Origin of the sequence: Cupriavidus sp. BIS7 (assembly GCF_000292345.1) — a bacterium.
Classification (GTDB): Bacteria; Pseudomonadota; Gammaproteobacteria; order Burkholderiales; family Burkholderiaceae; genus Cupriavidus.
Genome location: NZ_ALOU01000020.1, coordinates 1 through 14848 on the forward strand (window position 1 = coordinate 1; position 14848 = coordinate 14848).

The 14848-nt window shown below is 62.5% G+C and carries 11 protein-coding genes; 4 read left to right on the forward strand and 7 right to left on the reverse strand.

Annotated features, from left to right (window positions below):
• Positions 1–99: 99 nt before the first annotated feature.
• From B552_RS0108000 to B552_RS0108025, 6 genes are all read right to left on the reverse strand, one after another.
• Positions 100–369, reverse strand: coding sequence for a hypothetical protein (locus tag B552_RS0108000; protein ID WP_019448479.1), 270 nt, complete (start codon positions 367–369; stop codon positions 100–102).
• A complete protein-coding gene (locus tag B552_RS0108005) occupies positions 366–1793 on the reverse strand; it encodes a PLP-dependent aminotransferase family protein (RefSeq protein WP_019448480.1) in 1428 nt (475 codons plus the stop codon). Before B552_RS0108005 ends, B552_RS0108000 begins: the two co-directional genes overlap by 4 nt.
• A gap of 56 nt (positions 1794–1849) precedes the next feature.
• The gene (fdhD, locus tag B552_RS0108010; protein ID WP_019448481.1) at positions 1850–2710 is read right to left on the reverse strand and encodes a formate dehydrogenase accessory sulfurtransferase FdhD; all 861 of its coding nucleotides are present in this window, start codon (positions 2708–2710) and stop codon (positions 1850–1852) included.
• Positions 2711–2722: 12 nt separating this feature from the next.
• Entirely contained in the window at positions 2723–5029 is a 2307-nt protein-coding gene (locus B552_RS0108015) for an FdhF/YdeP family oxidoreductase (RefSeq protein WP_019448482.1), read from the reverse strand.
• 174 nt (positions 5030–5203) lie between these two features.
• Positions 5204–6115, reverse strand: coding sequence for an amino acid ABC transporter substrate-binding protein (locus B552_RS0108020; RefSeq protein ID WP_019448483.1), 912 nt, complete (start codon positions 6113–6115; stop codon positions 5204–5206).
• A gap of 4 nt (positions 6116–6119) precedes the next feature.
• Complete coding sequence (locus B552_RS0108025) at positions 6120–7415, reverse strand: dicarboxylate/amino acid:cation symporter (protein ID WP_019448484.1); 1296 nt, start codon at positions 7413–7415, stop codon at positions 6120–6122.
• Positions 7416–7854: 439 nt separating this feature from the next.
• Between B552_RS0108025 and B552_RS0108030 the strand changes: the two genes are divergently transcribed.
• Positions 7855–8244 carry an STAS/SEC14 domain-containing protein gene (locus B552_RS0108030; protein ID WP_019448485.1) on the forward strand — a complete coding sequence of 130 codons (390 nt, stop codon included), beginning with the start codon at positions 7855–7857 and terminating at the stop codon, positions 8242–8244.
• A 22-nt stretch (positions 8245–8266) separates the two neighbouring features.
• Here B552_RS0108030 and B552_RS0108035 read toward each other — a convergent pair whose 3' ends face one another.
• Positions 8267–9154 carry a restriction endonuclease gene (locus tag B552_RS0108035; RefSeq protein ID WP_026035440.1) on the reverse strand — a complete coding sequence of 296 codons (888 nt, stop codon included), beginning with the start codon at positions 9152–9154 and terminating at the stop codon, positions 8267–8269.
• A 306-nt stretch (positions 9155–9460) separates the two neighbouring features.
• Here B552_RS0108035 and B552_RS0108040 point away from each other — a divergent pair, with 306 nt between their 5' ends.
• From B552_RS0108040 to fdhF, 3 genes are all read left to right on the forward strand, one after another.
• Positions 9461–10222 carry a hypothetical protein gene (locus B552_RS0108040; RefSeq protein ID WP_019448487.1) on the forward strand — a complete coding sequence of 254 codons (762 nt, stop codon included), beginning with the start codon at positions 9461–9463 and terminating at the stop codon, positions 10220–10222.
• Between the two features lie 162 nt (positions 10223–10384).
• Positions 10385–12094, forward strand: a complete 1710-nt coding sequence (locus B552_RS0108045; protein WP_026035441.1) for an NADH-ubiquinone oxidoreductase-F iron-sulfur binding region domain-containing protein — start codon at positions 10385–10387, stop codon at positions 12092–12094.
• Positions 12091–14847 (forward strand): formate dehydrogenase subunit alpha, encoded by a 2757-nt coding sequence (fdhF, locus tag B552_RS0108050; protein ID WP_026035442.1) that lies wholly within the window; start codon positions 12091–12093, stop codon positions 14845–14847. Before B552_RS0108045 ends, fdhF begins: the two co-directional genes overlap by 4 nt.
• The last annotated feature ends 1 nt before the right edge of the window (position 14848 follow it).

Here is a 14848-nt window from a genome sequence, read left to right on the forward strand (position 1 = left end):
GAGAGGGGAGAACACCACGGGCACGTCAAATGCTGTCGGTTGGCTCCCCTCTCCCGCGCGCGGGAGAGGGGCTGGGGGAGAGGGCAAGCGCTTGAACAACTAGTGCAGCATCTGCCCACCATCCTCTTCGAACAACTGCCCGCACAACGCCTCGCCTTCGTCGGTCAGCCGCGCCGAACCGCGCCCGTCCTCTTCCAGCGTCATCACCGCCAGTTCCGCATCGGCAAGCTGGGTCAGCATCCGCCTCAACACGCTCATCTGGACGCCCGCCCGCTTGCTGAGCCGCGCCAGCGACAGGTCGCCGCCCGTGTGTTCCCAGAGCGCCCGCAGAATGGCTTCCAGCACCGGATCGATCGCATCGTCGCTCATGTTATCTCCCGCTCCTGCAGCGTTGCCACCAGCTTGCCAAGCGTAATCACGGCCGCCTCCATCTCCGCGGACCAGGCCCCGCTGTAGTTCAGCCGGATGCAATTCGTATAGGTCGGCACCGGCGAAAAGATATGGCCCGGCGCCACAGTAATGCGCCGCTCCAGCGCGGCGTGATAGAGCGCCATGGCATCGACCTCCTCAGGCAATTCCACCCACAGCACATAGCCACCGGCCGGGCGGGACACCCGCGTGCCAGCCGGAAAGAAACGCCGCACAGCGGCCGCCATGATGTTGGCCTGCTGCGCATAGGCACGGCGCACACGCCTCAGGTGATAGTCGTAGCCGTCTTTCTGCAGGAACTCGGCAATGGCAAGCTGCGGAATCGTGGACGTGGTCAGCGTGTTCAGGAACTTGAGCCGCTCCACCTTATCCCGATAGCGCCCCGGCAGCGCCCAGCCGATCCGGTAGGCATTGGTCAGCGTCTTGGAGAACGACGAGCAGTGCAGCACGATGCCAGCCGTGTCAAAGGACTTGAGCGAGGTCGGGTGGACATCCCCGTAGTAAAGCTCGCCGTAGACATCGTTCTCGATGACCGGAATATCGCGCGCCGTCAACAGTTCGACAAGTGCCTGCTTGCGCGCGTCCGGCATCTGGAAGCCCAGCGGATTCTGGAAGTTCGGCATCACCATGCATGCGGCCACGGGTCGCTCGTCGAGCAGCTTGGCCAGCGCCTGCACGTCGATCCCCTCCACCGGATCGGTCGCCACCTCCACCGCGCGCATGCCTAGCCGTTCGATCGCGTGCAGCATCGCGTAGTACGTCGGCGATTCCACGGCGATCGTATCGCCCGGTTTCGCCACGGCCTGCAGGCACAGGTTGATAGCCTCGGTGGCGCCGATCGTGACGATCACCTCGTTCGGATCGACGGCATGGCCGTTCTCCAGGTAGCGGCGCGTGATCTGGCGGATCAGTTGCGGCGAGCCCGGTGGCAGGTCGTCCAGCACGCTCCACGTGTCGTAGCGCTTGGCAATCGCATTGGCGTACTGCGTGATGCGCTGCCACGGATAGAGCTTGGGATCAGGATACGGCGAGCCGAGCGGCACCGCGTCATCGGCGCGGATCGAACGCAGTGTGGACAGCACCAGCGCGCTGACATCCACGGCGGACGGGCGTGCCGCGGGGCGCGTCGGCTGCAGGTCGATCGGCGGCTCGCCGGGCCGCGCGCGCACGAAGTAGCCCGATTGCGGGCGGCTTTCCAGGATGCCGCGCGATTCCAGCAGCAGATAGGCGCGCACCACCGTTGTGATGCTCAGGCGATGATGCTGGGCGGCCTGCCGCACCGATGGAATCTTCTCGCCCGGCAGCAGGACACCCTGCTGCACCAGCGCCTCGATATCGGCCGCAAGCTTTTCATAAAGAGTCACACCGCCAACCTTTCGCCAGAGTTATCCGTAATTGCCGGCAACTCCGGAGTCAGGCGTCAGCCCGCCAGTGCCAGCGACTCGGATCGTAATACGAAATCGGCCGTGGCTGCGGGTGCCGTGTATTCGACAAAGCCATCCTGCCGGCAGAAGCTCAGCAGGCGCAGACCGGCCTGTTCGGCGATCCTGATGGCCAGTGAAGTTGGCGCGGATATCGTCGCCAGCATCTGGATCTGCATGCGTGCGGCCTTGCGCACGAGTTCGTAGCTGGCGCGGCTGGAGAGAAAGACGAAGCCGTCATCGAACGACTCGCGTGCGCGGGCCAGGTGCCCTATCAGCTTGTCCAGTGCGTTGTGGCGGCCCACGTCCTCGAACACGGCGACGATGTTGCCATTGGGATCGCACCACGCGGCGGCATGCGCGCCACCGGTTGCCGCCATCAATGGCTGGCGCTCGCGCAGCGCTTCGGCCGCCCGGCGAATCGTGGCCGCCGTGGGTTCGATCCGGCGCGCGGGTGCGGCAATCGGCGCCGCTGCCAGATCGAGCAGCGCCAGGCTTTCGGTCCCGCACACGCCGCAACCGGTGCGCCCGGCCAGCGTGCGCCGATGGGCGCGCAGCGCCATAAACGCGCGCTGGGCAATCTCGATGCGAACCTCGATGCCGTCGCAGCCAGCATCCACTTCAACGTCATAGATCTCGGAGACGCTGTCGACGATGCCCTCGGTCAGCGAAAAGCCGATCGCGAACACTTCCAGGTCGAGCGGCGTGGCCATCATCACCGCGTGCGAGATGCCGTTGTAGACCAGCGCCACCGGCACTTCTTCCGCCACATCGTCCAGTTCGATGACCGTCCGGGCGCCCTGGTGGCGCCGGACCTCACGCTCCACGTAGCCGGCGTGATCCGGTTCGTATTCCGCCATGACCGTTCTCAGTCAGGCCGCGCGTTGCAGCAGCACGGGAATCGACTTCGACGTCGGCGTGCCGGACCGGTCACCGATGCTCTCCAGCGGCACCAGCGGATTGGTTTCCGGATAGTACGCACCGAGGCAGCCCTCGGGGATGTCGTAGTCCACCAGCCGGAAGTCCCGTACGTGGCGCGTCACGCCATCTTCCCAGACGCTTGTGATATCGACATGCCCGCCCTCTTCAAACCCCAGCCGCTCGCGATCCGCGCGGTTGATGAACACCACGCGGCGCAGGCCGAACACCCCACGGTAGCGGTCATCGAGCCCGTAGATCGTGGTGTTGTACTGGTCGTGCGAGCGCGTGGTCATCATGACCATGAGTTGGTCGCCGTGGCGGGCACGGGCGCGCTTGATCGGCGTGTCCTTGTCGATCGCATGGACCAGGAACTGCGCCTTGCCCGATGCCGTCTTCCACACGCGGTTGCGCGATGCCGGGGTCAGGTGGAAGCCACCCGGCCGCGCCACGCGCTCGTTGTACTGCTCGAATCCCGGAATCACCCGCTCAATCGCATCACGAACGCGTGAGTAATCCTGCGCGTACCAGAGCCAGTCCACCTTGCCGGACCCAAGCGTGGCATCGGCCATGCGCGCCACGATGGCGGTCTCCGACAGCAGATGCGGCGACGCAGGCTTGTTCATGCCATACGAGATATGGACCATGCACACCGAATCCTCGACGGTCACGCCCTGCGCCACGCCGTTCTGTTCGTCGATCTCGGTGCGGCCAAGCGTCGGCAGCAGCAGCGCATCCTTGCCGATCACCAGATGGCTGCGATTTAGCTTGGTGGCGATATTGACCGTGAGGTCGCACTGGCGCAGCGCCTGCCACGTGCGCGGCGTATCGGGCGTGGCAATCGAGAAATTGCCGCCCAGGCCCACGAACACCTTGACCTTGCCAGCCAGCATCGCGTTGATCGCGGCCACCACGTCCTGGCCGTGCGCGCGCGGCGGATCGAAATCGAACGTGGCACCCAGGCGGTCCAGGAACGCGTCGTCCGGCTGTTCCTCGATACCCATCGTGCGATCGCCCTGCACGTTCGAGTGCCCGCGCACCGGCATCAGCCCGGCACCGGGCCGCCCGATGTTCCCGCGCAGCATCATCACGTTCGACAGCAACTGGATCGTGCGCACCGAGTCCTTATGCTGCGTCAGGCCCATGCCCCAGCACGCAATCGTGCGTTCGCTGCTGACGTAGACGGCTGTCAGCGCGTCGATGTCCTCGCGCGTCACGCCAGACTCCGCAACGATATCGGCCCAGCTTTCGGCGCGCAGGTCGGCGGCAAATGTCTCGAAATCGGCGGTGTGCTCGCGGATGAAGTCCACGTCCACCACGCGCCTGCCGCCTGCGGCGATCGCTGCATCGTCAAGTTCGATCACGCGCTTGCCGATGCCCTTGAGCAGCGCGAAATCTCCCGCCAGCTTCGGGCGGACGAACATCGTCGCGATCTTCGTGCTGCTGCCCGTGAGCATTTCGGCCATATGCTGCGGGCTCGTGAAGCGCTCCAGGCCACGCTCCTTGAGCGGATTGATCGAGACAATCGTCGCACCTCGCTTCGCCGCGTCGCGCAACTCGTTGAGCATGCGCGGGTGGTTGGTGGCCGGGTTCTGGCCGAACACCAGGATCGTGTCCGCAAGCTGGAAATCGTCGAGCAGCACCGTGGCCTTGCCCACGCCCACCGTCACGGGCAGGCCACGGCTGGTGGCCTCGTGGCACATGTTCGAGCAGTCGGGGAAGTTGTTCGTGCCGTACATCCGCACGAAAAGCTGGAACAGGAACGCGGCTTCGTTACTGGCGCGGCCAGAGGTGTAGAACGTGGCCCGGTTGGGGTCGTCCAGCCCTTGCAGATGGCCTGCAATCAGGCGGAACGCGTCGTCCCAGTCCACCGGCACGTACTTGTCGGAGACGGCGTCATAACGCACGGGGTGCGTCAGGCGGCCATGCTGCTCCAGCTCGTAATCGGACTGCTGCATCAGCTCGGTGACCGTGTACTGCGCGAAGAACGCATTGGTCACGCGCTTGCTGGTGGCCTCGGCGGCCACGGCCTTGACGCCGTTTTCGCAGAATTCGAAGGTCGACGCGTGCTGGCGGTCCGGCCAGGCGCAGCCCGGACAATCAAAACCGTCAGGCTGGTTCTGCTTGAACAGCGTCTTGTACTTGCCGCCGGCAACCTTTTCCTTGACCAGGTTGATGGCGATCTGCTTGAGCGCGCCCCAGCCGGCGGCCGGGTGCGTATACGGAGCAACGTGTCCGTTTTCGGGAATCGGGGTACTCATCGGGGGGCGACTTCTTGCTGCAATGCACGAGAGACTAGGCCCTCGATGTGACGCCCGTGATATACAGAATCGCCGCGCCGGGAAGAGTACAGTTTCAGCTATCGCGCCGCACCAATCCTTAACTGTGCTTGTCGATTTTGCATAAGTGCCCCATTAAGCACGACACTCGTTCGCTTATTCCGCCTGTTCCGGCGTGGCGCCGATGATGCCCTCCAGTTCCGCACTCATCGGAATGCCCAACTGTTCCCCGGTGGGCAGCCGGTTCATGAACCACTGCTTGTAGAGCCGTCCCAGGTCGCCCGATGTGATCACCTCGCGCACGGCCTTGTCCACCACCGCCGCGAACTGCGGATCGTTCTTGCGCAGCATGATCCCGTACGGGTCATAAGACAGGAAGTCCCGCGTGATCGTGAACTTCTTGCCGGCTCCGGAGTGGGCCAGGAAGCCGTACAGCAGCACGTCGTCCCCGGCATAGGCATCGGCGCCGCCACGGCTGAGCACCGCGAACGCATCAGCGTGGTCACGTACGCGGATCAGGTTGATGTCCAGACTGAAGCGCATCGACAACTGCCTGATGGCCTGTTCGTTCGTCGTGCCCGCCGTGACCACCACGGTCTTGCCCTTGAGGTCACGGAACGACTTGATCGGCGATCCGCGCGGCACCATCAGCTTGGTGCCTGCGATAAAGATCACAGGAGAGAACGCCACGGACTGCATGCGCTCGGCATTGCGCGTGGTCGATCCGCATTCAAGATCGATCTTGCCCGAGGTGATCGCGTCGATGCGGTTCTCGGACGTCACCGGCACCCACTTGACGGTCAGCTCGCGCCCCACTTCCTCGCTGGCGGCCTGCACGATGTCCGTGCAGATGTCGATCGAATACCCGATGGGCCGGTTGGCCTGGTTCAGGTACGAGAACGGCAGCGACGACTCTCGATAGCCGATCACCAGCGTGCCAGTGTCCTTGGCCTTCTTGAGTGTGCCGGTCAGCACGGCGGCGTCCTGCGCCGTGGCCAGCGTTGCGCCAGCCATGGCGGCCAGGCCCAGGCACAGCGCGGCCAGCAATCGTGGCAAGCGGGCGGCCATGATGTCAGGCCTCCGCCGTGCTCGCATCGTCCGCGGCAATCGCGCTTTCCGTCTCGGGTATGGGCCCGGTGGACAACTGCCCTTCCCACTTGGCCACCACGGCCGCCGCAATCGAATTGCCAACCGCATTGGTGGCGGACCGGCCCATGTCCAGGAACTGGTCCACGCCCATGATCAGCAGCAGGCCAGCTTCCGGCAGGCCGAACTGATTCAGCGTGGCGGCAATCACCACCAGCGAGGCGCGCGGCACGCCAGCCATGCCCTTCGACGTCAGCATCAGCAGCAGCAGCATCGTGATCTGCGTGCCCATCGGCAGGTGGATGTCATAGGCCTGCGCGATGAACAGCACCGCGAACGTGCAGTACATCATCGAGCCATCGAGATTGAACGAATAGCCTAGCGGCAGCACGAAGCTCGATATCTTGCGATCGACGCCGAAGCGGTCGAGCGAATCGAGCAGCTTCGGGTACGCCGCCTCGGAACTGGCCGTCGAGAACGAAATCAGGAACGGCTCGCGGATCAGGCGGATCAGCGCGAACACGCGCGGCCCCAGGAAGATGAACCCGGCCAGTGTCAGCAGCCCCCAGAGCACGAACAGCGCCAGGTAGAACGTGCCCATGAACTTGGCGAAGGTCACCAGGATGCCAAGGCCCTGCGTGGTCACCGTCGAGGCGATTGCCGCGAAAACAGCGATCGGCGCCAGCCACATCACGGCGCCCGTGATCTTGAGCATGATGTGCGAAAGATCGTCGATCACGCCGGCCATGCGCGCGCCGCGTTCGCCGAGCATGGAGATTGCGGTGCCGAAGAAGATCGAGAACACCACGATCTGCAGGATCTCGTTGTTCGCCATGGCCTCGCCCACCGATCTGGGCACCAGGTGGACCACGAAGTCCTTCAATGTGAACGCATTGGTCTTGAGGTTCGTCGCCGAACCCACGTCGGGTAGCGGCAGGCCGATATTGTGACCGGGCGCCAGCACCGTCGCCATGATCAGCCCGAGTGTCAGCGACACCAGCGACGCCGTGATGAACCACGCCATTGCCTTGACGCCAACCCGCCCCACCGTACCCGCATCGCCCATGTGCGCAATGCCGATCACCAGCGTGGAGAACACGAGTGGCGCAATGATCATCTTGATCAGCCGCAGGAAAATGTCCGTGAACAGCGAGATATACCCGGCAATCTCCTTGGCCACCTTGGGGTCCGGAAAGGCGACATTGCAGGCGTAGCCAACGGCCGCGCCAAGGATCATCGCGATCAGTATCCAGGTCGTGATGTGGGAGGACTTCTTGGTCATGACGTCTCCTTGGGGGGCGGCCTTCCGGATGTCCTGCGTGTCCTGCATGTCCTGCGCCGAGGTCGGCACTCTAGCTAACGATAGGTCGTACGGGTGCAATTCCGCAAACCCGGAAATGAACCTTGTGCACCTCGCCACGCTGCGCCGTGGGTTCATTGCGGCACTACGGAACCAAGTATGCAATTCATCACACCCGCCTGCCCGGCATCGGCACGTGGTGCAGCGGATTCAGTGTCGAGCCATGTGCCGAACTCTGTACCCGCCGGCGGATATCCTTCATTCTGGATGCACGATTTGTAAGGAATCTTGCCGCAGGCGCAACCCGGATATACCGTGAATTCGGACGGTCTGGCGGCCCATGCGTCCGCCAGCCGAATGGGCAACGCAGGCGGGCAGCGTCTATCGGCTATCGGCGGATCGCCCCGCATGGAGAAAGACCATGATCAAGATCCTGGATGGCTTTCCGGGGAACGTCGTTGCAGTGCATGCCACCGGCAAGCTGACGCGCGAGGACTACGAGAAGGTGCTGATCCCGGCCGTGGACGCTGCACTGGCCGGCAGAGAGAAGATCCGCGTCTACTACGAACTCGGCCCCGAATTCAGCAGCATGGAACCCGGAGCCGCATGGGACGACTTCAAGCTGGGCGTTACCCACTATCTGCGCTGGGAAGGCGTAGCGGTAGTGACCGACCATGACTGGATCCGCCACGCGATCAATGTCTTCCGGTTCCTGGTGCCGGGCCACATCCGCACGTTCACGATGAGCCAGTCCGCTGAAGCCCGCGATTGGATCGTGAGCCAACTGGCCAAGCCAACCAGCCTGAGCTGAGCCGTTGTCTGGCCGTCGGTCGTCAGGCCGTGCGGAAGAACAGCGAACGGCATGACGGGAAGTTCCGGCAGCCCCAGATCGGCCTGCCCTTGACTTCGCGCGGAACCATCTTGACGCCGCACGCCGCGCACGTCGGCGTACGGTAGTCGCCCTTGAACGCCTGTGCCAGCAGTGCGGCCTGCTTTTCGGCAGGCAACGCGCGGATGCGCTCGACAATCGCTGCCCCATCGAGAAGCTGGATGCCGGCACGCTCGGCCGATTCCCGCACGGGCTGGCCGACATAGCCGGACAGCGACCAGAACACGCCACGCCGCACCTTGTGCTCATGCATGACGCCACCAAGCGCCCGCACCTGCTCGACCTTGACCGGCTTGTTCCAGGCCTTGCATTGCACCACCGCCAGCGGCGTTCCGACGCCTGCCTTGTAGAGCGTGGCATCGATGCCGCCGTCCGGGCCGTGCGGCACCGTCTTGACCTTGAATCCCATCGCTTCGTAGTACGCCACGCACAGCAGCTCGAAACGCTTCCATTCAAGCTGCTTCAAGGCTTCGATCGACCACTCGCGGTGAGCAGCCGCTTCGTGAGCAGTTCCCTGGCGGCTGTCGGGGCGGCTGTCGGGGCGGCTGACCGGCCGGAATCGCTGCGAAACACCCTGCACGCGGGCCGTCTGCGCCTGCCGCCGTTCCCTAACGAAAGACAGCAGCCCGACGAACGCGAAAATCAACGGCGGCGCCCATGCCACCGATCTGATCACCGCCGCAAGCCCTGCCAGCAAAGGATTCCCGGCCAGCATCGCCGGAACGACAGCGTAGAAGACGATATAACTGCCGAGCGCGAACATCGCGGACACCCACCATGGCGATTCCAGCAGTTCCTCGCTGAGCGACTTCGGCTTTCTCCTGCGACCCATTGACCCACCTCTTGCTCTTGTCTTGCGCCACTCAAAAGAATGACAGAAATGATTTAAGACAATGATGCGTGATAGTTGTGTCGATTCGACACCCTACGTTGTTCGGGTGGCGGGCGCAGACGCAGCGTGAGTGATGGTGCCGGGCACAAAACCAGCCCAAGAGCATCTGCGAAAGCAAGATTCTTAAATCGCAGAACAAAAGGTCTTAACACGCCGGCGCCACGCAGAGGCCGATAATGGCGATCGGATCGACCCACCCGGGAACGGCTGGTTCGAAGCTCCATTGCGTCTTCCGACACCAGCACCATGAGCCAACTGATCAGTCATCCAGCCATCCTGTTCATCGCGCTATTGGTGCTGCTGACCTCATCAACAGCCGTCGGCGCCCTGGTGTTACGCCGAATCAAGCCCATCCCCAGCGAGGCACGCGACGACTTCAATATCGTGCAGGGCGCTACGCTGACGCTGCTGGCGCTGCTGATCGGCTTTACCTTGTCCATGGCTGTCGGACGTTACGATCAGCGCAAGAACCTGGAGGAAGGGGAAGCCAACGCGATTGGCACCGAGTATCTGCGCGCGGACCTGATCGAAGGCCCCGACACCGACAAGGTCAAGGCGCTGCTTGTCCGCTATCTCGATCAGCGGCTGCTTTACTACCGCACGCGCGACCACGACCATCTCGATGCGATCGAAGCGGTCACGTCTCAGGTTGAAGACGAGATGTGGAAGATTGTGCGTGGTGTCGCACGGGACAAGCCCAACCCGATTACGTCGCTTGTTGTTGCCGGCATGAACGACGTGATCAATTCGCAGGGCTATGCCGAAGCCGCATGGCTGAACAGGATCCCCGTATCGGCCTGGTCCCTCATGCTTGTCATTGCCTTCTTCAGCACGCTGATGCAAGGCTATGGCACACGCACGGAAACGTCGCGAGCCGTCCTGTTCATTCTGCCGATGACGGTTTCGCTGTCCCTGGCACTGATCTCCGATATCGACAGCCCCCGTGGCGGCCTGATCCGCGTCGCCCCGCAGAACCTCATGAGTCTGGCGACCTCGCTGCATCGATAGCACGCGGCAGGTGATGGCGACCACCCACTTGTGATCTCTCCGCTTCGGTGCAAAAGTACCTATTTACGAATCTCACCATGGTTCGTTATTGTCTGAATGACATAACGTGCACTTGAGTGCAGCACAGTCGTATCGGGGCGGTCACGGTCGGAGACGTGAAACATGAGTCAGCATGAGCAGACGATCAGGATCTTCGAGCATCCTGGCGCCGGAGGACGCAAAGCCAGGGCAACGCCGAAAGGTCGAGCGATCGATCCACAGGCGGCTCGCGACATTGCCCTATTGCTTGGCGAAAGGCCGCGGCGACGAGATTTGCTTATCGAGCATCTGCATCTGATTCAGGACACATACAAGCAGATCTCGGCGGCCCACCTCGCGGCGCTGGCCGATGAGATGAAGCTGGCGTTTTCCGAGGTGTTCGAGACAGCCACCTTCTACGCGCACTTCGACGTCGTCAAGGAGGGTGACCCGGCGATCCCTCCACTGACGATTCGCGTCTGCGACTCGATTACCTGTGCCATGCTTGGCGCGGAGAAGTTGCTGGGGGAACTGCAAGTCGCCTCCGGACCCGGCGTTCGCGTCGTTCGCGCGCCGTGTGTCGGACGGTGCGACACAGCTCCCGTGGCAGAAGTCGGCCACAATTTCATCGATCACGCGGACGTTCACGGCGTGATGGAAGCCATCAAGCACAATGACACGCACGTCTGCCTGCCAAAATATGTTGGGTACGAGGAGTATGTAGCAGCAGGCGGATACCAGTTGTTGAGCCGGCTGCGTTCCGGTGCGCTTGCGGCGGAAGACCTGCTGAAGGTGCTCGACGATTCGAGTTTGCGCGGCCTGGGAGGAGCCGGCTTTCCTGCCGGCCGCAAATGGCGTTCCGTTCTGAGCGTCCAGGGCCCGCGCCTCATGGTGATCAACGGCGACGAGGGCGAACCCGGGACCTTCAAGGATCGTTACTACCTCGAACGTGATCCTCACCGTTTTATCGAGGGCACGCTGATCGGCGCCCATGTTGTCGAAGCAACCGAGGTGTACATCTACATCCGGGACGAGTATCCGGCGGTGCGTGAAATCCTCGCGCGTGAAATCGGCAAGCTACCGCCCGGCGGTCCGGTGTTGCATCTTCGGCGCGGCGCGAGGGCCTACATCTGCGGTGAGGAATCATCGCTTCTGGAAAGCATTGAAGGCAAGCGCGGATATCCGCGCCACAAGCCGCCATACCCCTATCAGGTTGGCCTGTTTGGCCGTCCCACGCTGATCAACAACGTCGAGACCCTGTTTTGGATACGCGATATCGTTGAAAAAGGCGCCGACTGGTGGAAAGCCCACGGTCGCAATGGGCGCCAGGGGCTGCGCAGCTATTCGGTATCCGGACGCGTAAAGAATCCCGGGGTCAAACTGGCCCCCGCCGGCGTCACCGTTCGCGAGCTGATCGAAGAATTCTGCGGCGGCATGGCGGACGGGCACACCTTCCGAGCGTACCTTCCGGGCGGCGCATCCGGCGGCATCCTGCCTGCATCGATGGACGATATCCCGCTCGATTTCGGCACGCTGGAAAAGTACGGATGCTTTATCGGCTCCGCAGCGGTAATCGTTCTCTCAGAGCAGGACGACATCAAGCGGGCCGCGCTCAATCTCATGCGGTTCTTCGAAGACGAGAGCTGTGGCCAGTGCACCCCATGCCGGGTAGGTACGCAAAAGGCGGCACTACTGATGTCCGAAGAGGTCTGGAATCAGGAGTTACTGGGCGAGCTGAGCCAGGCGATGCGGGACGCGTCCATTTGTGGTTTGGGGCAAGCCGCCCCGAATCCCTTAACAAGCGTCATCAAGTATTTTCCTGAGTTGTTTCCGGCCCGGGAGCGCGCGCAATGAACGCCATTCAGTTTGAACTCGACGGACAGATGGTTGAAGCGGCGCCCGGTGAGACGATCTGGCAGGTCGCCAAACGACTGGGCACTGATATCCCGCATTTGTGTTATTCGCCGGAGCCTGACTATCGTGCGGACGGCAACTGTCGCGCCTGTATGGTCGAAATTGAGGGAGAGCGCGTGCTGGCTGCTTCCTGCATGCGACCACCCGCCGTCGGAATGAAAGTAAAGACCGCAAGCACACGCGCGGTGTCGGCCAGAAAAATGGTGATGGAACTGTTGGTCACCGATCAACCCGCGCGCGCCACGTCGCACGATCCGGACTCGACGTTCTGGCAATGGGCGGATAAAACGGGGGTTAGCACGAGCCGATTTCCAAGTTCGACACGCCGGGAAGGAGACGCCAGTCACCCCGCCATGCGCGTCAATCTTGACGCCTGCATCCAATGCGGCTTGTGCGTACGCGGCTGCCGGGAAGTTCAGGCAAACGATGTCATCGGCATGGCTTACAGAGGTCACGAAGCAAAGGTTGTCTTCGACTTCGACGACCCGATGGGAGAGTCCACCTGTGTCGCCTGTGGCGAATGCGTCCAGGCCTGCCCTACCGGTGCACTGATGCCTTCCGCCCTGCTGGACGAGCATCAGACGCGCGTCAATTATCCAGACAGGCAGGTCGATTCCTTGTGCCCTTTCTGCGGCGTTGGCTGTCAGGTAACGTACCAGGTGAAGGACAACAGGATCCTGTATGCGGATGGCAAGAACGGTCCCGCCAACCACAATCGGCTGTGCGTGAAGGGCCGTTTCGGATTCGACTATATCCATCACCCACATCGGCTGACGACGCCGCTGATCCGCCTGCCAAACGCAAAAAAGGACTGGACCGATCAGGTCGATCCCGCCAACCCGTACACCCACTTCCGCGAAGCGACGTGGGAGGAAGCGCTCGACGTTGCAGCGCGCGGCCTCGCCAGTATTCGCGATACGCAAGGCGCCAGGGCACTGGCCGGCTTCGGATCGGCGAAGGGTTCCAACGAGGAGGCGTACCTGTTCCAGAAGCTGGTGCGTGCCGGCTTCGGATCGAACAACGTCGATCACTGCACGCGACTGTGTCATGCGTCTTCGGTCGCAGCCTTGATGGAGGGGCTGAACTCCGGCGCAGTGTCTGCACCGTTCGAGGCGGCACTCGACGCGGAAGTCATCATCGTTATCGGCGCCAACCCAACGGTGAACCATCCGGTTGCGGCAACGTTCATCAAGAACGCGGCAAGACGGGGCGCCAGGCTGATCGTGATTGACCCGAGACGGCAAAGCCTGTCGCGGCATGCCCACATGCATCTGGCGTTCAAGCCGGGGAGCGATGTGGCGCTGCTTAACGCGATGCTTTACACGATCATCACCGAGGGTCTGACGGACGACCGGTACATTGCCGACCACACCGAAGGTTATGAGGAACTGAAAGAACGGATACTGGCGTTCTCGCCGGAGAAGATGGAACCGATCTGCGGCGTTCCGGCCGAGTCGTTGCGAGAAGTCGCACGGCTATACGCCAGGTCGAAGGCTTCGATCATCTTCTGGGGAATGGGCATCAGCCAACACGTGCACGGCACCGACAATGCACGATGTCTGATTGCACTGGCGCTGGTCACCGGGCAGATTGGACGACCGGGAACAGGGCTGCATCCGTTGCGGGGACAGAACAATGTTCAGGGCGCATCCGATGCGGGACTGATCCCGATGTGCCTGCCGGACTACCAGTCCGTTGCGCGGGCGGATCTGCGCGCACCATTCGAGCATGTCTGGCAGCAGGAAATCGATCCCACGCCAGGCTTGACCGTGGTGGAAATCATGGATGCCATTCATGCGGGCACGATCACCGGCATGTACATCGAAGGAGAGAATCCGGCGATGTCTGACCCGGATCTGCAGCACGCACGAGAGGCCCTGGCAATGCTCCAGTTCCTTGTGGTGCAGGACCTGTTCGTGACCGAGACTGCGTTTCATGCAGACGTGATCCTGCCGGCTTCCGCGTTTGCCGAAAAGGTTGGCAGCTTTACCAATACAGATCGCCGCGTACAACTGGCGCGCCAGGTCATCGAGCCGCCGGGCGATGCGCGTCAGGACCTCTGGATCATTCAGGAGATTGCGAAGCGCATGGGTCTCGCGTGGAACTATCGTGGACCTGCCGACGTGTTCGCGGAAATGACGCAGGTGATGCCTTCGTTGAAAAACATCACGTGGGAACGCCTTGAGCGCGAGGGTGCGGTGACGTACCCGGTGGAGGGACCGGCAGTGCCGGGCAACGACATCATTTTCACTAACGGCTTTCCGACTGCTAGCGGCCGGGCAAAAATCGTCCCGGCTCACATCCGGCCACCAGATGAAATCCCCGATAACGAGTACCCCATGGTGCTTTCCACAGGGCGCGTTCTCGAACATTGGCATACAGGTTCGATGACTCGCCGTTCGAATGTGCTCGATGTCATCGAGCCGGAAGCCGTCGCCCTGATGTCGCCAAAGGACTTGCACCGCCTGAGACTGCAGCCTGGCGAGTTTGCCCGCCTGTGGACGCGCCGGGGCACCATCGAAGTCAAGGTCCGCTCCGACAGGGATGTGCCGGAGAACATGATCTTCCTGCCATTCTGCTACGCGGAGGCGGCTGCGAACCTGCTTACGAACCCGGCACTTGACCCCATGGGCAAGATTCCGGAGTTGAAGTTCTGTGCGGTGCGAGTTGAACGCGCCAAGGCTGCAGAGTAAT